The sequence below is a fragment of the Pseudomonas neuropathica genome (assembly GCF_015461835.1).
Lineage (GTDB): Bacteria > Pseudomonadota > Gammaproteobacteria > Pseudomonadales > Pseudomonadaceae > Aquipseudomonas > Aquipseudomonas neuropathica.
On sequence record NZ_JACOPX010000006.1, the window covers coordinates 346,583 to 367,524 of the forward strand.

General features: G+C 60.6%; 21 protein-coding genes. 14 read left to right on the forward strand and 7 right to left on the reverse strand.

What is annotated here, in order from left to right; all coding sequences use genetic code 11:
• The first annotated feature begins 130 nt into the window (after nucleotides 1–130).
• The 8 genes from H8F23_RS11055 to H8F23_RS11090 all read left to right on the forward strand — a co-directional run bounded on the left by H8F23_RS11055 (nucleotide 131) and on the right by H8F23_RS11090 (nucleotide 7,194).
• Nucleotides 131–808, forward strand: a complete 678-nt coding sequence (locus H8F23_RS11055) for a thermostable hemolysin (RefSeq protein WP_194934399.1) — start codon at nucleotides 131–133, stop codon at nucleotides 806–808.
• A complete protein-coding gene (locus H8F23_RS11060) occupies nucleotides 798–2,279 on the forward strand; it encodes an AMP-binding protein (RefSeq protein ID WP_194934400.1) in 1,482 nt (493 codons plus the stop codon). The genes H8F23_RS11055 and H8F23_RS11060 overlap by 11 nt, the downstream gene beginning before the upstream one ends.
• Nucleotides 2,276–2,950 (forward strand): TenA family transcriptional regulator, encoded by a 675-nt coding sequence (locus tag H8F23_RS11065; protein ID WP_095047431.1) that lies wholly within the window; start codon nucleotides 2,276–2,278, stop codon nucleotides 2,948–2,950. Before H8F23_RS11060 ends, H8F23_RS11065 begins: the two co-directional genes overlap by 4 nt.
• Nucleotides 2,937–3,746: an SDR family oxidoreductase gene (locus H8F23_RS11070; RefSeq protein WP_123448905.1), complete on the forward strand. Its 810-nt coding sequence runs from the start codon at nucleotides 2,937–2,939 to the stop codon at nucleotides 3,744–3,746. The genes H8F23_RS11065 and H8F23_RS11070 overlap by 14 nt, the downstream gene beginning before the upstream one ends.
• Nucleotides 3,743–4,387 (forward strand): tetratricopeptide repeat protein, encoded by a 645-nt coding sequence (locus tag H8F23_RS11075; RefSeq protein WP_194934401.1) that lies wholly within the window; start codon nucleotides 3,743–3,745, stop codon nucleotides 4,385–4,387. Before H8F23_RS11070 ends, H8F23_RS11075 begins: the two co-directional genes overlap by 4 nt.
• A gap of 11 nt (nucleotides 4,388–4,398) precedes the next feature.
• Nucleotides 4,399–5,061 (forward strand): response regulator, encoded by a 663-nt coding sequence (locus H8F23_RS11080; protein WP_007910671.1) that lies wholly within the window; start codon nucleotides 4,399–4,401, stop codon nucleotides 5,059–5,061.
• A complete protein-coding gene (locus tag H8F23_RS11085; RefSeq protein WP_194934402.1) occupies nucleotides 5,058–6,473 on the forward strand; it encodes an ATP-binding protein in 1,416 nt (471 codons plus the stop codon). The genes H8F23_RS11080 and H8F23_RS11085 overlap by 4 nt, the downstream gene beginning before the upstream one ends.
• 157 nt (nucleotides 6,474–6,630) lie before the next feature.
• A complete protein-coding gene (locus H8F23_RS11090) occupies nucleotides 6,631–7,194 on the forward strand; it encodes a GNAT family N-acetyltransferase (protein ID WP_194934403.1) in 564 nt (187 codons plus the stop codon).
• Between the two features lie 48 nt (nucleotides 7,195–7,242).
• On the opposite strand, the gene H8F23_RS11095 is transcribed toward H8F23_RS11090, so the two are convergent.
• The 5 genes from H8F23_RS11095 to H8F23_RS11115 form a co-directional block, all read right to left on the reverse strand.
• Complete coding sequence (locus H8F23_RS11095) at nucleotides 7,243–8,316, reverse strand: NAD(P)-dependent alcohol dehydrogenase (protein ID WP_194934404.1); 1,074 nt, start codon at nucleotides 8,314–8,316, stop codon at nucleotides 7,243–7,245.
• Nucleotides 8,317–8,472: 156 nt separating this feature from the next.
• Nucleotides 8,473–9,165, reverse strand: a complete 693-nt coding sequence (gene arsH, locus H8F23_RS11100) for an arsenical resistance protein ArsH (protein ID WP_194934405.1) — start codon at nucleotides 9,163–9,165, stop codon at nucleotides 8,473–8,475.
• Nucleotides 9,166–9,177: 12 nt separating this feature from the next.
• Entirely contained in the window at nucleotides 9,178–9,648 is a 471-nt protein-coding gene (locus H8F23_RS11105) for an arsenate reductase ArsC (protein WP_194934406.1), read from the reverse strand.
• A gap of 13 nt (nucleotides 9,649–9,661) precedes the next feature.
• Nucleotides 9,662–10,009 carry a metalloregulator ArsR/SmtB family transcription factor gene (locus H8F23_RS11110; RefSeq protein WP_194934407.1) on the reverse strand — a complete coding sequence of 116 codons (348 nt, stop codon included), beginning with the start codon at nucleotides 10,007–10,009 and terminating at the stop codon, nucleotides 9,662–9,664.
• Between the two features lie 190 nt (nucleotides 10,010–10,199).
• Entirely contained in the window at nucleotides 10,200–11,084 is an 885-nt protein-coding gene (locus tag H8F23_RS11115; protein ID WP_194934408.1) for a LysR family transcriptional regulator, read from the reverse strand.
• A gap of 133 nt (nucleotides 11,085–11,217) precedes the next feature.
• Here H8F23_RS11115 and H8F23_RS11120 point away from each other — a divergent pair, with 133 nt between their 5' ends.
• Both H8F23_RS11120 and H8F23_RS11125 read left to right on the forward strand, forming a co-directional pair.
• On the forward strand, nucleotides 11,218–12,870 hold the full coding sequence (locus H8F23_RS11120) for a GMC family oxidoreductase (RefSeq protein ID WP_194934409.1): 1,653 nt from the start codon (nucleotides 11,218–11,220) through the stop codon (nucleotides 12,868–12,870).
• A 139-nt stretch (nucleotides 12,871–13,009) separates the two neighbouring features.
• On the forward strand, nucleotides 13,010–14,632 hold the full coding sequence (locus H8F23_RS11125) for an MFS transporter (protein ID WP_194934410.1): 1,623 nt from the start codon (nucleotides 13,010–13,012) through the stop codon (nucleotides 14,630–14,632).
• 54 nt (nucleotides 14,633–14,686) lie between these two features.
• On the opposite strand, the gene H8F23_RS11130 is transcribed toward H8F23_RS11125, so the two are convergent.
• Nucleotides 14,687–15,055, reverse strand: a complete 369-nt coding sequence (locus H8F23_RS11130) for a DUF427 domain-containing protein (RefSeq protein ID WP_116255400.1) — start codon at nucleotides 15,053–15,055, stop codon at nucleotides 14,687–14,689.
• Between the two features lie 304 nt (nucleotides 15,056–15,359).
• Entirely contained in the window at nucleotides 15,360–16,766 is a 1,407-nt protein-coding gene (locus tag H8F23_RS11135; RefSeq protein ID WP_194934411.1) for a serralysin family metalloprotease, read from the reverse strand.
• 277 nt (nucleotides 16,767–17,043) lie between these two features.
• Here H8F23_RS11135 and H8F23_RS11140 point away from each other — a divergent pair, with 277 nt between their 5' ends.
• The 4 genes from H8F23_RS11140 to H8F23_RS11155 all read left to right on the forward strand — a co-directional run.
• A complete protein-coding gene (locus H8F23_RS11140) occupies nucleotides 17,044–18,987 on the forward strand; it encodes a DNA topoisomerase III (protein WP_194934412.1) in 1,944 nt (647 codons plus the stop codon).
• Nucleotides 18,988–19,035: 48 nt separating this feature from the next.
• Nucleotides 19,036–19,539, forward strand: a complete 504-nt coding sequence (locus tag H8F23_RS11145; protein WP_194934413.1) for a GNAT family N-acetyltransferase — start codon at nucleotides 19,036–19,038, stop codon at nucleotides 19,537–19,539.
• A gap of 510 nt (nucleotides 19,540–20,049) precedes the next feature.
• Entirely contained in the window at nucleotides 20,050–20,379 is a 330-nt protein-coding gene (locus tag H8F23_RS11150; protein ID WP_093437124.1) for a hypothetical protein, read from the forward strand.
• 420 nt (nucleotides 20,380–20,799) lie between these two features.
• A partial coding sequence (locus tag H8F23_RS11155) for a helix-turn-helix domain-containing protein (protein ID WP_194934414.1) occupies nucleotides 20,800–20,942 on the forward strand: 143 nt, incomplete at its 3' end.

A 20,942-nucleotide genomic window follows, 5' to 3' on the forward strand; every position in this document is an offset into this window, starting at 1 on the left:
GTTACCCTGCCCGCCCAGTCTTAAGAGAGTCTGAAGACAGACCCTCACGTTAACCTTTTTTCACCTTCAGACTTCGTTAAGAAATGCCTCCGATACTCGCCTCAAACCTATTGAGGGAGGCGTTCTGCCCATGCCCGATTTTGACTGGAACATCCCCCTGCCCCTGCGCTTCGGTCAAGCCGAAACGCCGCAGATGACGTTGACCGGTGCCCGGCCCGACGATGCCCTGCGAGAGCCGTTCGAAGCCTTTATCCAGCACCGTTTTCGCAAGGCCCATGGCGCCGACATCCGTCATTTCATGCCCGAGCTGTTCGGCATGCACAACGGCAATGGCGAGTTGTGCGCCGTGGCCGGGGTGCGTCGCGCGCATCTGGAATCACTGTTCCTTGAGCGCTATCTGGATGAGCCGATCGAGCCGTTGATCAGCGCGGCGGCGGATCGTGCGGTCGAGCGCAGCGCCATTGTCGAAGTCGGCAACCTCGCCGCCAGCGACACCGGCAGCGCGCGCCTGAGCATCATCGCCATCACCTACCTGCTGGCCATGGGCGGCCTGGAATGGGTGACGTTCACCGGCAACATCGGCCTGGTCAACAGCTTCCATCGCCTGGGTTTGAAACCAGTGACATTGTGCGCCGCTGACCCGGAACGGTTGGGTGACGAGCGTCAACACTGGGGCAGTTATTACGAAAGTAAACCTTGGGTGCACGTCGGCAATATCCGCGCCGGGTTCATCCATTTGCGCAATATCGGCCTGTTCACCCGCCTGGGTTTGCCGAGTTCGATTGAAGGAGCCTGTCATGTCGCTTGAACTGCAACGCTTTCAGGAAACCCTGCGCGACCATGCCCGGCGCAATGACAACGCGACCGCTCTGTGGGGCGACACGTTGAAACTCGATTACGCCACGCTGTACGCCGAGGTGTTGTATCGCCAGGAGCGTTTGCGCGACGAGCAGGCGCAGGTGATTGCGCTGGCGTTGGACAACGGCGTCGACGCGATGCTGTGGGATCTGGCCGTGCTGTTCGAAGGCCTGACCTGCGTGACGCTGCCGCCGTTTTTCAGTGCGGCGCAACGCGCTCATTGTCTGCAACAGAGCCAGGCCGAACGGGTAATCGCCGAGCCGGAGCTGGGCACCGAACTGCTCGCGGCCGGCTATGAACAACGTGGCGAGTTCTGGTGTCGCGCGTTCAGTGGCCCAAGTCGCATGCCGGCCGGTACCGCGAAACTCACCTTCACGTCCGGCACCACCGGCACGCCGAAAGGTGTGTGCCTGAGCGCCGACAGCCTGCTGCGGGTGGCACGGGAGCTGGATCAGGCCAGCGAAGCGACCGGCCCGCAGCATCATCTGGCGCTGTTGCCGTTGGCGATCCTGTTGGAGAACCTCGGCTGTTACGCCGCGCTGTATGCCGGCGCCATGCTCAGTTTGCCGAGCCAGAAAACCCTCGGCATTCAGGGCGCCAGTGGCGTCGAGATTCCGCGTCTGCTCGGTTATCTGGCCAGCCGTGCGCCGGAGAGTCTGATCCTGGTGCCGCAGTTGCTGTTGTTACTGGTCAGCGCCGCCGAACAGAAAGCCTTCGACCCGCAAACCCTGTGCTTTGCCGCTGTCGGCGGTGCGCGGGTCTCGGAGGATCTGCTGCACCGCGCGCAACGGGTCGGGCTGCCGGTTTATGAAGGTTACGGCTTATCCGAATGCGCCTCGGTGGTGTGCCTCAATCGCCCCGGTGCGCGCCGCCCCGGCAGTGTCGGCCGACCGCTGCCGCATGTTGAAGTGCGGCTGGCCGAGGACGGCGAAGTGCTGATCAAGGGCTCGGCGTTGCTCGGTTATCTGGGCGACGCGCCGTACGCTGATGAGTGGTGGCCGAGCGGCGATCTGGGCGAGTTCGACCCGGAAGGTTTTCTCTATCTCAAGGGCCGCAAGAAGCACCAGTTCGTCACCAGTTTCGGGCGCAACGTCAACCCGGAATGGGTCGAGTCCGAGCTGACCCAGCGCCGCCACATCGCCCAGGCGTTTGTTTACGGCGAGGCCTTGCCGCGCAATCACGCCCTGCTCTGGCCGCATCGCCCGGACTGCACCGATGCCGAATTGGCCGCTGCCGTAGCCGAAGCCAACGAGGCTTTGCCCGATTACGCCCAGGTGCATCAGTGGACGCGCCTGCCGCACCCCTTCACTGCCGCCAATGGCTTGCTCACCGCCAATGGCCGCCCGCGCCGCGACGCCATCGTCGCGCAGTACCACGCGCAATTGACCGAATCCGCTGTTTCCGAGGAGTCCGCATCATGAGTTTTTTTGACACCCTGCAAGAAGCCACGCAACAGGAACGCCACGAACTGTTCAACCTGCCGATCATCGTCGATGCCCTGCAAGGCAAGGTCAGCCTCGACAGTTATCGCGCGTTTCTGGCGCAGGCGTATTACCACGTGCGCCACACCGTGCCGCTGATGATGGCTTGCGGTGCACGCCTGCCGACGCGTCTGGAATGGCTGCGCAAAGCGGTGGCCGAGTACATCGAGGACGAATACGGCCACGAGCACTGGGTGCTCAACGACATTGCCGCGTGTGGCGGTGATCGTGATGCGGTGCGCGACGGTCAGCCGTCGTTGTCGATCGAGCTGATGGTCAGCTTCCTTTACGACCTGATCGCTCGGGGCAATCCGGTCGGTCTGTTCGGCATGGTCAACGTGCTCGAAGGCACCAGCATCGCTTTGGCTACCCACGCGGCGGGCAGCATTCGCGAGCGTCTGGCGTTGCCGGAAACGGCGTTCAGTTACCTGAGTTCTCACGGTTCACTCGACATCGAGCACATGCAAACCTATCGGCGCCTGATGAATCAGCTGGAAGACCCTGCCGATCAAGCCGCTGTGATCCATGCCTCGAAGGTCGTCTATCGCCTGTACACCGACATGTTCCGTGGCTTGCCGCGTGACGCGGAGGCTCAACATGCAGCTGCGTGATGCGCGGGTGGTGCTGACCGGTGCCAGTGGCGGCATCGGTCTGGCCATCGCCGAAACCTTGTGCGCTGCCGGCGCCCGCGTGCTGGCCGTGGCGCGGCATCAGGAGGCACTGCTGCCGTTGCTCAAGCGCTACCCTGACTCGTTGTGCTGGGTCGCGGCTGACCTGACCTTCCTCAGCGACCGGCGCAAAGTGCTGGTCGCCGCCGAAGCCATCGGCGGCATCAACCTGCTGATCAACGCCGCCGGGGTCAATCACTTCGCCATGCTCGAACAGCTGGATGACAGCGACATCAACGCGATGCTGGCGGTGAACATCAGTGCACCAATGTGCCTGACCAAACTGCTGTTGCCGCTGCTCAAGCAGGCCGACAGCGCCATGGTGGTCAACGTCGGTTCGACCTACGGCTCGATCGGCTACCCGGGTTACGCCAGTTATTGCGCGACCAAGTTTGCTTTGCGCGGATTTTCCGAGGCACTGCGCCGGGAGCTCGCTGACACCCGGGTCAGCGTGCTGTACGTCGCGCCACGCGCCACGCGCACCTCGATGAACAGCGCCGCCGCGCAAGCGTTGAACGACGCACTCAAGGCTAACGTCGACGATCCACAAACCGTGGCCTCGGCGGTGATCCATGCAATTGCCGGTGATCGTCGCGACCTCTACCTGGGCTGGCCGGAACGCTTCTTCGTCCGCCTGAACAATCTGCTGCCGCATCTGGTGGATCGAGGCCTGCGCAAGCAGCTGCCGCTGATCCGCCGCCTCAGTGAAAAACCTGACAACGAGTCGCCAAAGCCATGAAAAAACTATCCGCATGCCTGTTGCTCGCCGCCCTGAGTCAAAGCGTCTGGGCGTTGGAACCGGCCGACCAGAAACGCCTGGAGGGCATCCAGCAGAGCTGGGCGCACATCCAATATGAAGTGGCGGAAAAACAGCGCGCCTCCGCGTTCGAGCAATTGGCCAGCGAGGCCAACGCGTTCACCACGCAGCGCCCGGCGGTGGCCGAAGCGTGGATCTGGAAAGGCATCGTCACCAGCAGTTGGGCCGGTGCCGAGGGCGGCCTCGGTGCCTTGGGCAAAGCCAAGGACGCCAAGGCTGACCTGGAGAAATCCCTGACCCTCGACCCCAAAGCCCTGCAAGGCTCGGCCTACACCAGCCTCGCCGCGCTGTATGACCGCGTGCCCGGCTGGCCCATCGGCTTCGGCGACAGCGACAAGGCCGAGCAACTGCTCAAGCAAGCCTTGCAACTCAACCCCAACGGCATCGACAGCCTGTACTTCTGGGGCGATCACCTCTACCGTCAGAAGCGCTACGCTGAAGCCAAAGCAGCGCTGCTCAAAGCCCAGCAAGCCGCGCCGCGCCCGGGCCGCGAAAGTGCCGATGCCGGGCGCCGCAAAGAGATCGCCGCCCTTCTGGTGGACGTGAACAAGAAACTCGACTGACAGGAGTCCGCGTGCGTTTATTACTGGTTGAGGATGACGTGGCGCTGGGTGAAGGCATTCATCAGGCGCTGGGCCGCGAGGGTTACACCGTCGACTGGCTCAAGGACGGCAGCAGCGCGTTGCATGCGCTGCTCAGTGAAACCTTCGATGTCGCCGTGTTGGATCTCGGTCTGCCGCGCATGGACGGCCTGCAAGTGCTGCGCCGCCTGCGCGACAGCGGTTCGAATCTGCCGGTGCTGATTCTGACCGCGCGCGACGCTACCGAAGATCGCATCGCCGGGCTCGACGCCGGGGCCGACGACTACCTGATCAAACCGTTCGACCTGGACGAGCTCAAGGCGCGCCTGCGAGCCTTGTTGCGGCGCAGTGCCGGGCGCGCCCAGGCGTTGATCGAACATGCCGGCATCAGCCTCAACCCCGGCACCCAGCAAGTCAGCTATCAGGGCCAGCCTGTGGCCCTGACGCCCAAGGAATATCAGTTGCTGCACGAACTGCTGTCACCGCCGGGCCGGGTGATGACCCGCGATCAACTGATGCAGCTGCTTTACGGCTGGAACGAAGAAGCCGAAAGCAACACCCTCGAAGTGCACATCCATCACCTGCGCAAGAAGTTTTCCACCGACCTGATCCGCACCATCCGCGGTGTCGGTTATCTGGTGGAGGAGCGTCGATGACCTCGATCCGCCGCCGCACGCTGACCCTGATCATCGGCCTGTTGCTGGCCGGTCTCGCAGTCCTCAGCACCTTCAACCTGCACGACAGCAACCACGAAATCGCCGAAGTCTACGACGCGCAATTGGCGCAGAACGCGCGCCTGCTGCAAGGCGTGATGCGCATGCCCTTGGCCAGCAAACAACACGCCGAACTGTACCAGGCGTTCAACTCGGCGCTGGGCGAAGCGGTGCCGCGCGGCGACGGTCATCCTTATGAACGCAAAATCGCCTTTCAGGTGTGGAATCCTGCCGGTGATGTGTTGGTGCACACCGCCAGCGCACCGTCCTTCAAGGCACCACCGACGCAGCCCGGCTTCAGCGATGTAGTGGACCTGAACAATCGTCACTGGCGCGCCTTTCTCCTCGAAGACCCGCAAAACAACCTGCGCATCTGGGTCGGTGAGCGCGACGATGTGCGCGCCGACCTGGTCGACCGCATCGTCCGCCACACCCTGTGGCCGAATGTGGTCGGCAGCTTGCTGCTCGCGGCGATGGTCTGGCTGGCCATCGGCTGGGGCCTCAAGCCCTTGGCGAACATGGCCGAAACTCTGCGCGCCCGTCACAGTGGTTCGCTGGAACCGTTGCAACTGGCGCCGCTGCCCAGTGAGCTGGAACCGATGCAGGCGGCGCTGAACCGCATGCTCGCGCAGATCCAGGAAGTGCTTGGCCGCGAACGGCGCTTTATCGCCGATGCCGCCCACGAAATGCGCACGCCGCTGGCAGTGCTGCGGGTGCATGCGCAGAACCTGCAGGAGGCTGGCACCGAACAGGAGCGCCGCGAATCGCTGGCGTTTCTGATCGCTGGGGTCGACCGCACCAGTCGCCTGGTCAACCAGTTGCTGACCATGGCGCGCCTGGAACCGAAACCCAACCCGCCGCCGCTGCAACCCATCGACCTCAGCGAAACCGTGCGCAACAGCCTGGTGCAACTGACGCCATGGTTGCTGAGCAAACACCTGGAGCTGGCCTTTGAAGACAGCGCCCAGCCGTTCAACATCATGGCCAGCCCCGGCACGATCGACATTGCCCTGAACAACCTGATCACCAACGCTGCGAACTTCTCCCCCGAACACGGCGTGATCACCGTACTGCTCAGCCAGGCCGATGGGTTTTATCACTTGAGCGTTGAAGACCAGGGGCCGGGCATTGATGAAGCGGACCGGGCGCGCTTGTTCGAACGTTTCTACAGTCGCGGCAATGCCCAAGGCGCGGGGCTGGGGCTGACCATCGTCAACACCATCGCCACGCGATTGAGCGGGCGAATCACTCTGGTCAATCGTGCCGAAGGTGGCCTGCGCGCAACGTTATCGATCCCCGACGGGCAACCGCGCTCGGCTGCGCAACGCAGCACCCGCGAGCCGCCGCAGATTTGAGTCTGATTGCGACGCCAGGAGCGCCATCACCCGGTAAAAACAGTGGCCGCACGTCGTAATCTGATCCAGATCAGTTCCCGGGGCAAACATCGGCGTAGAACAGAGTTAGCGCACTCCCCTGCGCGTTGCTCGTTCAGCCCCGATGGAGGCTCAGCTCATGCTCACTGTCAAAGACCACAATGACCGCGCGGCGCCGGCCTATGCCGCGCACCCCGGTGAATACTGGATCGAGTCGCTCAAGGATGGTCGCCACGTCTTGATCCGCGCACTGGCAGCCAAGGATCGCGAACGCGAATACGCGTTCATCAAACGCTTGTCGCCCGAATCCCGACACCTGCGTTTTCTCGCGCAGATCAGTGAGCCCGGCACCGCGTTGCTCGATCAGTTGATGGACGTCGACTGCAAGCAACGCGCGGCCTTCATCGCGCTGGCTCACGAAAACGGTGAATTGATCGAGATCGGTATCAGCCGCTACGCCGCCACGGGCGAACAGGACTGTGAATGCGCCGTCACGGTCGCCGATGAGTGGATGCATCTGGGCCTGGCCACGCTGCTGATGGAGCACCTGATCAAAGCCGCCCGGCTCAACGGTTTCAAACATCTGTATTCGGTGGATTCGGCCAGCAACACGGCCATGCGCGACCTCGCCCGTTCACTGGGCTTTGAAACCCACAGCGATCCGGATGATGCCCACCAGGTCATTCATCGCCTGAGTCTGTAACGCATTCCTGCGCCCTGCACCTGTAAACAGTGCGGGGCGCATTGCCGATCAAGGCGTGATCGCCACCTTCATCACCCCATCGCGCTGATGCGCGAACAGTTCATACGCGGCTTCGATATCGTCCAGTTTGAAGTGGTGGGTCACCAGCGGCGACAGATCGACACCACCGCTTTGCACCACCGCCATCAGCCGGCGCATGCGTTCCTTGCCGCCGGGGCACAGGGTGCTGACGATGCTGTAATCGCCCAGCCCCGCCGCGAAAGCATCGTAGGGAATGCGCAAGTCTGACGCGTAAACCCCGAGGCTCGATAAGCGTCCGCCCGGACGTAACACCCGTAAGGCAGACTCGAACGTGCCTTGGGTGCCCAAGGCTTCGATGGACACATCCACGCCGCGCCCGTCGGTCAACGCCATGATTTGCTCGATGACGTCACCGTCCTCGAAGTTGACCACATGGGTCGCACCCAACTGCCGCGCGACGCTCATGCGCTCGGCCACCGCGTCGACGCCAATGATCACGCTCGCGCCCTTGAGCCGCGCCCCGGCCACCGCACACAGGCCGATCGGCCCCAGCGCGAACACCGCAACGCTGTCGCCGATACTGACTTCGCCGCGTTCGGCGCCGGAGAACCCGGTGGACATGATGTCCGGGCACATCAGCACTTGTTCGTCGCTGAGTTCGTCGGGGATCGGGCACAGGTTGGCCAAGGCATCGGGCACCAAGACGTACTCCGCCTGGCAGCCATCGATGATGTTGCCGAATTTCCAGCCGCCGGTGGCGCGAAAACCGTGGCGGGTGTCCGGCCCGTCCTGGGAGCCGCAGCCACACAGGCAGGCGTAGCTTTGGCCGCTGGGGGTGATGGCGCCGGCAATCACCCGTTGGCCTTCGAAAAATCCGCGCACCTGTGAGCCGAGTTTCTCGATCACGCCCACCGGTTCGTGACCGACGGTCAAACCTTTGGCCACCGGATACTCGCCGCGCAGGATATGCACGTCGGTGCCGCAGATTGTCGTGGTGGTGATGCGCACCAGCGCGTCCAGCGGGCCAACCTCGGGGATCGGTTTGTCATCCAGCACGATGCGATTCTTTTCGACGAATATCGCCGCTTTCATCATGGCCATGATCAAGACTCCTGTGCAGGTGTTTGCAGTGAGTTCAGCACCTTTCCAAGGCTGCGCCGAACTGACCGACACAAGGTTGATAACGATCAATCAATGCAGGATTGCGCATCGCCAATGCCGCACGTGAACGCAGCCGACCCTCGTTGCGGGACGGCCTTAAATCGAGCGCTGATTGACCCGCGCCATCAATTGCTCGGCGCTTTCCTTGCGCTCGGAATAGCGGTCGACCAGATGCGTCTGTTGATCGCGCAGCAGCACGGTGAACTTCACCAGTTCTTCCATCACGTCCACCACACGGTCGTAGAACGGCGACGCCTTCATCCGCCCGGCGTCGTCGAATTCCATGTAGGCCTTCGGCACCGAGGATTGGTTGGGGATGGTGAACATGCGCATCCAGCGACCCAATACGCGCAACTGGTTGACCACGTTGAACGACTGCGAACCGCCGCAGACCTGCATCACCGCCAGGGTCTTGCCCTGGGTCGGGCGCATAGCGCCGAGTTCCAGCGGGATCCAGTCGATCTGCGCCTTGAACACGGCGGACATCGCGCCGTGCCGTTCTGGCGAACACCAAACCTGGCCCTCCGACCACAGCACCAGCTCGCGCAGTTCCTGCACCTTCGGATGGTCGACCGGAGCGTCATCGGGCAGCGGCAGACCGGACGGGTTGAAGATCCGCGTTTCGGCGCCGAAGTGTTCGAGCAGGCGCGCGGCCTCCTCTACCAGCAAACGGCTGAAGGAGCGTTCGCGGGTCGAGCCGTAGAGCAGCAGGATGCGCGGTTTGTGTTCGCCCAAAGGGGACGTTCCTTCGAACAGCGAATGATCAAGATTGGGCAGTTGTTCTGACATGTGTCCTCCAGCTCAGAGAGAGCCGATACGATCCAGCTCACGCTGGAGATCAGCGCGGCTGAGTGCTTTAAATGGCAGGCCGAGAAAGGTTGCGCAGCGCCGTTCGATGATCGCCAGCGTGGCAGCAAACGCCGCGTCCACGGCGGCATCGTCGCCGATCACATCCGAGGGATCTGCCAGACCCCAATGGGCTTTGAGTGCGGGGCCGAAGTACACCGGGCAGCTCTCACCGGCGGCCTTGTCACAGACGGTGATGACAATGTCTGGCGGATTGTCTTCGAACGCGTCATTGCCTTTGCTGTACAAGCCATCGATGGCAATGCCGGCCTGTTGCAGCGTCGACAGGCTGCGTGGCAACACGTGGCCCTTGGGGAAACTTCCGGAACTCACGGCCTCGAATCCGGGGCGCGCCAGATGATTGAACATGGCTTCAGAGAGGATGCTGCGGCAGCTGTTGGCCGTGCACATAAACAGAATTCGCATGGTTTTTTCTTTCTCAGCAGCAGGCGGTTTCGCGCACCGGACGCCCGTCCATGTTCTGCAGGCGGGCGGCGTTGTCCTTGAGCCAATCGGCGTTGGCTTTGGACGTCACTTGCAGGATTTCGCGTACCCACGCAGGAAGATCAGGGTTGAGGCGGTAATAGACCCATTGCCCCTGACGGCGATCAAGCAGCAAACCATTGCTGCGCAGTTGCGCGAGATGGCGGCTGATTTTCGGTTGGCTGTCGCCGAGTGCGCACATCAGCTCGCAGACGCAGAGTTCACCTTGATCGGAAATGAGCAGCATGGCGCGGACGCGGGTTTCGTCAGCGAGGCTCTTGAAGACTTCGGTGGGGGTGATCATGGGATGGGCTCTGTACATATGGAAACTCGAATATACGGATATCCATATATATAAATCAATCTCAAATTTGCCACTCCCCTGTAGGAGTGAGCCTGCTCGCGATGACGCAATAACATTCAACATTTGCGTTGGCTGATACACCGCTATCGCGAGCAGGCTCACTCCTACAGGGGATCTACGGTTGGCAGGACTATCCGCGCAATAACCCCTGCTCCGCTTCACATAACCCCACCACATAATCCCAGACCACCCGCAGCCGCACCGATTTGTGCAACTCGCGCCGCGTGCTGATCCAGTAACTACGCTCGATGCTTTCATCCGACAGCAACGGCACCAGCTCGGGATCCGACTCGGCCATGTAGCAAGGCAACACCGCAATGCCCAATCCCGACCGCGCCGCTTCCTGCTGGGCGATGACGCTGGTGCTATGGAACACCACGCGCGGACTGCGGCAGAAGCTGTTGAGAAACATCAGTTCCTGGCTGAACAGCAAATCATCGACGTACCCGATCCACGCATGCCGCCCGAGGTCTTCGCGGCTGTGCAGTGGCGGCGCCTTATCGAGATAGCTCTGGCTGGCGTACAACGCGAGTCGATAGTCCGTGAGCTTGCGCGTGACCAGCATGTCCGCCGCCGGGCGCTCCAGGTGAATGCTGATTTCCGCTTCACGATTGAGGATGCTGACAAAGCGCGGCACCGCGACCAGTTCCACTTCCAATCCCGGATAGCGCTCGAACAAACCGATCATGCGGCTGGCGAGAAACTTGATGCCCAGCCCTTCGGTGACACCGACACGAATTTTGCCCAGCGGCGCGGTGGATTGGGTGATCTCTTCCTGCGCCAGCAACGCCACGTTTTCCATCGCCTCAGCGTGTTTAAGCAGCGCCTCCCCTGCCGGGGTCATTTCGTAGCCTTGGGCGTGCTGGACGAAGAGCGCGGTGCCGAGGCTTTTTTCGATGGCTTCGATGTGGCGGGCAACGGTGGCGTGGGTGGTGTTGAGGCGGCGGGCGGCGGTGAGCAGGCGGCCGCTGCGTTGCAGTTCGAGAAAAAACCGCAGGTCGTTCCAGTCGAACATGGCGTGTCCTTGTCGGCTATGGTCAATGCAGGCTGTTTAAAAACGCACAGCGGCTGCGCAAAAACTAACATTCTTTTAACGAAAGCTAACAACTAGAGTGTCCGACAATAAAAACAAAAAGCGAGGTCAGGGAATGCAGACTTCCCTTGATGAATACGACTACATCGTGGTCGGCGCCGGCCCTGCCGGGTGTTTGCTGGCCAATCGACTGTCGGCGGATCCGCAGCAGCGCGTGCTGTTGCTCGAAGCCGGCGGGCGCGACAACTATGCGTGGATTCACATTCCTGTCGGTTACCTGTTCTGCATCGGTAACCCGCGCACCGACTGGTGCTTCAAGACTGAACAACAACCGGGCCTCAACGGCCGCGCGCTGAGCTATCCGCGCGGCAAAGTGCTGGGCGGTTGCTCGTCCATCAACGGCATGATCTACATGCGCGGCCAGGCCAACGACTACGATGGCTGGGCGGCCGAGGGCAATCCGGGCTGGGCCTGGAATGATGTGCTGCCGCTGTTCAAACAGAGCGAAAACCACTTCGCTGGCGCGGCTGAATTCCACGGTGCCACGGGTGAATGGCGGGTCGAGCAGCAGCGTCTGTCGTGGCCGATTCTGGATGCCTTTCGCAGTGCCGCCGAGCAAAGCGGCATCGCCAGCATCGACGACTTCAATCAAGGCGACAACGAGGGTTGCGGCTACTTTCAGGTCAATCAGAAATCCGGGGTGCGCTGGAACGCGTCGAAGGCGTTTTTGAAACCGGTGCGCGACCGGACGAATCTGACAGTGCTGACCGGGGTTGAGGTGGATCGCGTGTTGCTGGAGGACGGTCGCGCAACAAAAGTCAGTGCGCGTCATGAAGGCCAGAGCAAACAGTTCAAGGCGCGCAAGGAGATCGTCCTGTGCGCCGGCGCGGTCGGTTCGCCGAGCATTCTGCAGCGTTCCGGAATCGGTCCGCGGCCGCTGCTCGAACGCTTGGGCATCGGCGTGATTCATGAGCTGCCGGGCGTCGGCGGCAACCTGCAGGATCACCTGCAACTGCGCCTGATCTACCAACTGGAAAACGCACGCACGCTGAACCAGATCGCCGGCAGCGTCTGGGGCAAGATGGGCATGGGCCTGCGTTATCTGTATGACCGTAGCGGGCCGCTGTCGATGGCGCCGAGTCAGTTGGGCGCGTTTGCGCGTTCGGGGCCGGAGCAGACCTCAGCGAATCTGGAATATCACGTGCAACCGCTGTCCCTGGAGCGTTTTGGCGAGCCGTTGCACAGCTTTCCGGCGTTTACCGCTTCGGTGTGCGATCTGCGTCCACAGAGTCGTGGACGCATCGAAATTCGTTCGGCGGATCCGCAGGAAGCGCCGCTGATTCAGCCCAACTATCTCAGTCATCCAGAAGATCTGCGCGTCGCGGCGGATGCGATTCGCCTGACCCGTCGCATCGTCAGTGCCCCGGCCCTGCAAGCGTTCAAACCGGTCGAGTATCTGCCCGGGGCCAACCTGCAAAGTGAAGAAGAATTGCAGCAAGCGGCGGCGAAGATCGGCACGACGATTTTCCACCCGGTCGGCACCTGCCGCATGGGCAATGACGGTGATGCAGTGGTCGACGCACAGCTGCGCGTCCACGGCGTGCCCGGTTTGCGCATCGCCGATGCGTCAATCATGCCGCGCATTACCTCGGGCAATACGTGTTCGCCTACGCTGATGATTGCGGAAAAGGCTGCTCAACTGATCCGCAATTCTCAAGCTGTAAGCACAACCCCTGTAGGAGTGAGCCTGCTCGCGATGACGGAATAACATTCAACATCTGCGTTGGCTGATACACCGCTATCGCGAGCAGGCTCACTCCTACAGGGGACCGCGTCTAATTCAAGGCATCACCCGGACACGCAACACCAGTGGAACAACAAAAACAATCACTGTGAGGGATACCGATATGTCAGAACACGTTCAGCCGCTGGACGCCGTGCGCAGCGCGGAGACCAGCCCGGATACACGCAAAGTCATCTTCGCTTCCTCACTGGGGACGGTGTTCGAGTGGTATGACTTCTTCCTCTACGGCGCCCTCGCGGCGGTGATCAGCAAGCAGTTTTTCGCCGGGGTCAACGACACCACCGCGTTTATCTTTGCGCTGATGGCTTTCGCTGCAGGGTTTATCGTGCGGCCGTTCGGGGCGCTGGTGTTCGGTCGGTTGGGGGACATGATCGGGCGCAAATACACCTTTCTCGCGACGATCATTCTGATGGGCGTCGCGACCTTCTGCGTCGGCCTGCTGCCGACCTACGCCAGCATCGGCATCGCCGCGCCGATCATTCTGGTGGTGCTGCGCATGCTTCAGGGCCTAGCGCTCGGCGGTGAATACGGCGGCGCGGCCACCTACGTTGCCGAACACGCGCCGATCGGAAAGCGCGGTTTCCATACCAGCTGGATTCAGTCCACCGCGACCCTCGGCTTGTTGCTGTCGCTGCTGGTGGTGCTCGGTTGCCGCTACTTCACCGGCGATCAGTTTGAAGTCTGGGGCTGGCGGATTCCGTTCCTGCTGTCGATCGTGCTGCTGGGCATTTCCACCTGGATCCGCCTGAGCCTGCACGAGTCGCCGGCGTACCTGAAAATGAAAGAGGAAGGCAAAACCTCGAAAGCGCCAATCCGCGAATCCTTCGGCAAATGGGAAAACCTCAAAGTTGTGCTGATCGCCCTGTTCAGCATCAACGCCGGGCAAGCGGTGACCTTCTACGCGGCGCAGTTCTATGTGCTGTTCTTCCTCACCCAGTTCCTGAAAATGGACCCGGCGGTGGCCAATACCTTGCTGATCATCAGCGTGGTGATCGGCGCGCCGTTCTTCATCTTTTTCGGCTGGCTGTCGGACAAGGTCGGGCGCAAACCGGTGCTGATGCTCGGCTTGCTGCTGGCCACGGCGCTGTACTTCCCGATCTTCAAATCCCTCGCGCACTACGCCAACCCGGCGATCGATCAGGCCAGCCGTCAGGCACCGATCACCGTGCTGGCGGATCCGGCGACCTGCACCTTCCAGTTCGATCCGGTGGGCAAAGCCAAATTCGACAGCCCGTGCGACAAGGTCAAAACCTTCCTGGTCAAACAAGGCCTGCCCTACTCCAGCGCCGCCGCCCCAGCCGGCAGCACCGTGCAGGTGAGCGTTGGCGACGTCAAACTCGATGGCTTCGACGAGGCCGCCCTGCGCGGCGCGATCACCCTGGCGGGCTACCCGCAACAAGCCGATTTGCAGCAGATCAACAAACCGATGATCGTCGCCCTGATCGTGGCGCTGATCATCATCTCGGCGATGTGCTATGGCCCGCTCGCGGCGCTGATGGTCGAACTGTTCCCGACGCGCATTCGCTACACCTCGATGTCGCTGCCGTACCACATCGGCAACGGCTGGTTCGGCGGGTTCCTGCCGACGGTGTCGTTTGCCTTGGTGGTGTACACCGGGGACATCTTTTATGGGCTGTGGTATCCGGTGTTGATTACCGGGGTAAGCCTGGTGGTGGGGATGATCTGTTTGCGTGAGACGAAGAATATCGATCTCGACAAGAACTGAAACTCAACCAGATAACTCAATTGGCGAGGGCTTTGACCCTCGCCGTTTTTTTGCTCAGGCATCAGCCTTGATCACCTCGAACTTCACCTGATCCGGATAAAACGCCACGTAGTCCTTGATCGGCCCGACCGAGATTTTCGGTTTCTCATAAGTCCACACCGCGTTCGCCCCCTCATGCCCCGGCACTTGCAGGCTGAAGTAGTTGGCGTCGCCCTTGTACGGGCAATAACTGGTGTGGTCGGTGCGGGCGAAGTACTTTTCGTCGATGTCTTCGCGGGGGATGTAATAGACCGGTGGGTAGTTGGCTTCGTTGAGGATCAGTACGTGGGAGGACGCAGCGACCTGGATGCCGTGGAATTTCACTATCAGGCAGCCGGGAAGTTGTTCGAGGGCAATGACGGGACTAGGGCCGGAGCTTTTCATGGGGTTCTCCTGAATACGGCGAAGAGACCGGTTCAGGTATAGCCCATTGGTTATGGTTGGGGTGGGTTTACAGCCGAACGGCCCTTCACCATCAAAAGCCCCTCACCCTAGCCCTCCCGAAACGTCGGACCGCCCGGAGGGAGAGGGAACTGACCGAGTTGTCTGGCGAAATCCATCGACCTGAAAAATCGAGTCGATTATGGATTCAAAGCCAATCGTTCAAGTCGGTGAATTTCGCCAATATCCCCCATTCGGTTCCCTCTCCCACTGGGAGAGGGTTAGGGTGAGGGCCGCTCTTCAGGCATCACGCAACAATATCAGTCGCCACCGCTTGCCCCACCACACCCACAGCAAAGTCCACCGAACCCTGCCCCGTCAGGTCAACCATCAGGCTGGTCTGATTGGTCTGCGCGAAGTAAGTCAGGATCGCATCACCCGCATGCCCGGTGAAGCCGCTGACGAAGTTCAGCGACGCCGCGCCCGTGGCGAAACCTGCAATCCCCGACAAGTCGATCTTGTCCAGGCCGCTGGTGAAATCCATGATCCAGTCCGGTGCCGTCATGGTCGAATCGCTGGCCGCGCCGAACACGAAAGTATCCGCACCTGCACCACCCCACAAGGTGTCACCGCCGCCACCACCGTAAACGATGTCATTACCGGCACCGCCGACCAGCTCGTTGGCAGCGGCGTTGCCGATCAGCAGATCATTGCCTGAACCGCCGATGGCATTTTCTACGGTCACACCGTAAGCAACGGAAACGTTGCCGACCAAACCACCAACATCGGAGAACGAACCTTCATTGAGGTTGATCTTCTGATTCTGACTGAAGCCGGAGAAGTCCAGCGTATCGTTGCCGCCGCCGTCCCACACCGAGAACACCACTTTGGAGGACGCCGAAGTGGCGCTGTAGAAATCGCGCTCGGCATTGGAATTGAAACCGTAGGTGGTGTCATCGGCGCGGGTCGCGTAGTTGGCGCCGTAGAGTTTTTGCACCGCAACGATATCGTCCAGCAATGGCGCCGAAGCGTACGCGCCGCTGCCGTCCTTGCTGAAGTTCTGATCGGTGTTGGCTTCGCTCCAGTAGCTCATCAGGCTGTAGCCACGGGTGTCTTCAGCGTACTTGGCGTCATTGTAGGTCGGGTTGCCGTTGCCGGCGTTGTAGGCGCCCGGATGCGACAGGCCGAGGGTGTGGCCGATCTCGTGGGTCAGGGTCTGGCGCCCGTAGTTGTTGGTGTCCGGGGTCTTGTTGACCTGATATTGATCGTTGATCAGGTACCACGACTGGCCGTCATAGCCACCGCCGCTGGGCAGGTAAGCGAAAGCCGCACCACCGGTGCTGACGTCGTAGTTGCCAAACGTCATGTGGCCATCGCCGCCCTTGCCTTCGCTAAAGGTGACGTTGGCGACATCGGCCCAGGATTGCATGGCCAGCACAGCCTGGGCTTTTTGCTGGGCGCTGAACTCACTGAAGTTGCCCAGCTTGACGTTGTAATTCGCCGGTTTGTCGGTCAGAAAGCTGTAGCTGAGGTCGATCTTGCCATCAGCATTCTTGTCGCCCCACGACAGGCCTTTGCGCAAGATTTCATCAGCGGCCTGATTGGCAGTGAATGAGGGTTTGCCGTTGACCAGCCCGACGCCACGGTCATACAAGTGGCTGAAAGCATCGACCTGGTCGAAGGCGCTGGTGGTTTTGGATTTGGCTTGAGCCATGATGGACTTCCTTGTTTCTGAGTAGTCAGTGTCGACAGACCACGGCGATCTTCTGGCGAGATCGTCCTGTCACTCGCGTGTTTGCATCGGCGAAAAACCTGACACAGGCGCAAACCGGGCGCTAATCAATTTCTCGATAGCCCGGGCTGCGTCCCTGTATTACCCGTCATGTGCTGCAATGCTTTTTATCTGTATATCCATACAGATAAAAGTTGCCGCTGACGCCAAGTCCGGCCATTCTGTGCACCTGTGCGGACCTTGATCGACGTGGGTGGTTATGCGGTTGTACCTCTGTGAAAAACCTTCTCAGGCCAAAGACATTGCGGCCGTGCTCGGCGCCAGGCGTCGGGGCGACGGCTGCTGGCTGGGAACAGACGTCACGGTGACCTGGTGCATCGGCCACTTGCTCGAAACCGCCCCGCCGGATGCCTACGACGCCCGCTACAAGCGCTGGGTCCTGGCTGATCTGCCGATCATTCCGGACAAGTGGAAAATGACCGTCAAGCCGCGCACCGCCAGCCAGTACAAAGCGGTCAAACGCCTGCTCGGCGAGGCCAGCGAGCTGATCATCGCCACCGACGCCGACCGTGAGGGCGAGATGATCGCCCGGGAACTGGTCGAGCACTGTCGCTATCGCGGGCCGATCCGGCGTTTGTGGCTGTCGGCGCTGGACGAAGCTTCTATCCGCAAAGCCTTGGCGGCACTGAAGCCAGGGGCCGAAACCTTCAGCCTGTATCACTCGGCGCTGGGCCGCTCGCGGGCGGACTGGTTGATCGGCATGAACATGAGCCGGCTGTTCACGCTGCTGGGGCGGCAATCGGGTTATCAAGGCGTGTTGCCGGTAGGACGGGTGCAGACGCCGACCTTGCGCCTGGTGGTGGATCGCGACCGCAGCATCGCCGATTTCGTGCCGGTGCCGTTCTGGGCAGTCGATGTCGATCTGCTGCACAACGGCATCCCGTTTACCGCACAGTGGCGCGCGCCGCCGGATGCCTGTGACGATCAGGATCGCTGCCTGAATCAGGCGCTGGCCCAACAAGCGGCGGGAGCGATCAGCAGCGCTGCCAGTGCACGGGTAGTGAAGCTGAAAACCGAGCGCATGCGTGAAGTGGCACCCCTGCCCTTCGATCTCGGCACCTTGCAGGAAGTCTGCTCGAAGAAACTCGGCCTCGGCGCGCAGGAAACCCTCGACATCGCCCAGGCGCTCTACGAAACCTACAAAGTCATCACCTATCCGCGCAGTGATTGCGGTTATTTGCCGCTGAGCCAGCACAGCGAGGCGCCGGGGATTCTCGCCGCGCTGCGTCAGGCCGATCCGGGTCTTGAGGCGTTGCAAGGCTTTCTCGAACCCCAGCGCCGCTCCCGGGCATGGAACGACGCCAAGGTCAGTGCGCACCACGGCATCATCCCCACCGCTGCGGCGAAAAACCTTGAACGCCTGAGTGGCAAGCACCGCGCGGTCTACACGTTGATCCGCGCACGTTATCTGGCGCAGTTTCTGCCCAATCACGAATACGATCGCACCCAGGCCGATTTCGATTGCGCCGGTGAAGCGTTGCGTGCGGTCGGCAAGCAGATCATCGAACCGGGCTGGAAACGCGCACTGCCCGAGGCGCTGGCACCGGCCAAGGGCCGCGAGGCACCGGTACCGCAAACCTTGCCGGCACTTACGCAAGGGGTTGAGTGCGCGGTGGCTGACGTCAAGTTCAAGGATCTGTGGACGCAACCACCCAAACCCTACACCGAAGGCGATCTGATCAAGGCGATGAAAAACGTTGCCAAACTGGTGGAAGATCCGCTGCTCAAACAGAAGCTCAAGGACACCACCGGGATCGGCACAGAAGCGACCCGCGCCTCGATCATTCAGGGCTTGCTTGACCGTGGCTATCTGGTGAAAAACGGCAAAGCCCTCGCCGCTACCCCGGCGGCGTTCAGCCTGATCGACGCGGTGCCCCGCGCAATTGCCGACCCCGGCACCACGGCCATCTGGGAGCAGGCGCTGGACATGGTGCAAAGTGGCGAAATGAGTCTGGAAGAGTTCGTCACCAAACAGGCGGCGTGGATGAGCAAACAGGTGACGCGCTGTTCCAGTCTCAGCCTGACCATCAGCGGCCCGCCACCAGCCGGTAAAGCGGCGGCCCCGTGGAAGAAAAAACGCAAATCGACCCGCAGCAAAACCACGGGTACGACAAAACGCACAGCGAAACCGTCAGGCAAATAAAACCCGCTAGTGTTTCTGCAAGGCTCAGCACTTTGAGGAACCCTGCGCATGGCCAATATCGAACTGCACCCCGCCCAGCGCGATGAGCTGGACATCATCGAAAACCTCATGCAGTTCTACATGTACGACTTCAGCGAGTGGCTGCCACTGAAGCTCGCCGAGCACGGCTTTTTCTCGATCCAGCCGAAAATCGGCTATTGGCGTCACCCGGCCACCCAACCGTTCCTGATTCGCGTCGACGGCGAACTCGCCGGTTTCGTGACCGTCGATAACGAAATCCACATCGCCGGGGCCGAACACAACATCGGCTACTTCTTCATTGCGCGACGCTTTCGTGGCCAAGGCGTCGCGCAGTTTGTCGTCTCTGCCCTCTTGAGCCGCATCCCCGGTCAATGGCAGATTTTCCATATCGACGCCAACCTGCCGGCCCAGCGCTTCTGGGCCAGGCTGATCCCAGCATTGAGCGGCGGCGAGTTCACCGTGCAGCAGCGTGAAGTGGACGGTTATCCGTGCACCTTCTACGTCTTGCGCGCACCCTTTTCCGTTGCCTGAACGGATTCTTTCTCATTCCAAAACAGCTTTGTCTGACAATATGTAGTGAGCAAAAATAATCACTACAAAACCGTTGACGGCGTCGTTTTGCTTTTGCATGATGAAGACGTTCCCCGATCGGGAACACCAGTAACACGCTTGAGCAAACTCGTCTGACCGCCGAGTTGTTTTTTCCGGATACACGCTGCCCACAAGGCAGATTGAAGAAGCTGACCTGGCCTGAACGTCCAGTACAAGGACGAGAAGCGCTGGCGAAAATTCTCAAGACGCTTGTGGTCGACACGGTAAATGTCGTCAAGGAGCCTCCCGGTTTTCGCTGCTTCTCCTCGTTGTGACGCTATTGCGTAGCAGTTATTCAACACGACTACATGCAACAGATGCACGACCCCGTACTTTCCACGGGCGAGCGCTGACGTCCTGGTTTCGGTGCCAGGGATCAACTAACCGATGGGCTACCTGTATTAGCGAATCAACTTTGAAAGATCACCAGACTGGTCAAGGGGCAATATCATGAATCTGAACAATCAACCGACTATCGAAGAACTGGCTCGTATGTTCGCTGCGCAGAAAGACAGCCATGACAGCCATATTCTCTGGATCAGCAAGTCGGGGCAGGTGCATATCGACTGCCTGGCGACCCATGCTGACGAAGACGAGTTCGACCGCAACCATCAGAACCTGCTGGCCCGCCTGAAGATGTACCGCCGCGGCCACGGTTATGTTGGCAAGAAAGCCGCGGCCGACAAGGACTTCATCGGGAATGTTCTGCAAACGCTGAAACAGGCGTGGGATTCGATGCAGAACAAGAATGAAGTTCGGGTGATTGATCGGTTCTGCTGAGTTAGTAAGCAAATAATTGAAAGGCCTGTTTCCTTAAAGGAAGCAGGCCTTTTTTTGTTCGCTTGCATTGATTTGGCGTGGCTGGAATTGTAGCCCCTCACCCCAGCCCTCTCCCGAGGGAGAGGGAGCCGATTTGTGCTGCGCTCAAAATTTTAGTTCGGCTCAAAACTTTCAGGTCGGCGTAAATCGCACGAACACCTCGGCCAGTCCCCTCCCAAGGGAGAGGGAGCCGATTTGTGCTGCGCTTAAAATTTTAGTTCGACTCAAAACTTTCAGGTCGGCGTAAATCGCACAAGCACCTCGGTCAGTCCCCTCTCCCACTGGGAGAGGGTTAGGGTGGGTAAAGACCGGGTACATCCTTTACGTTTGAGACCGGGGACATGGTTTACAGGTATCAATCATGGTCAGGAGGTGCTGACCATGCCCTGGAAACAAGAGTCCCCAATGGATCAACGAGTGAAGTTAATTAGCGATTGGCTCAGCGGCAGCTACACCAAAAGCCAATTAAGCCGGCGGTATGGCGTCAGTCGTCCAACCATCGACAAGTGGCTGGAACGGTATGC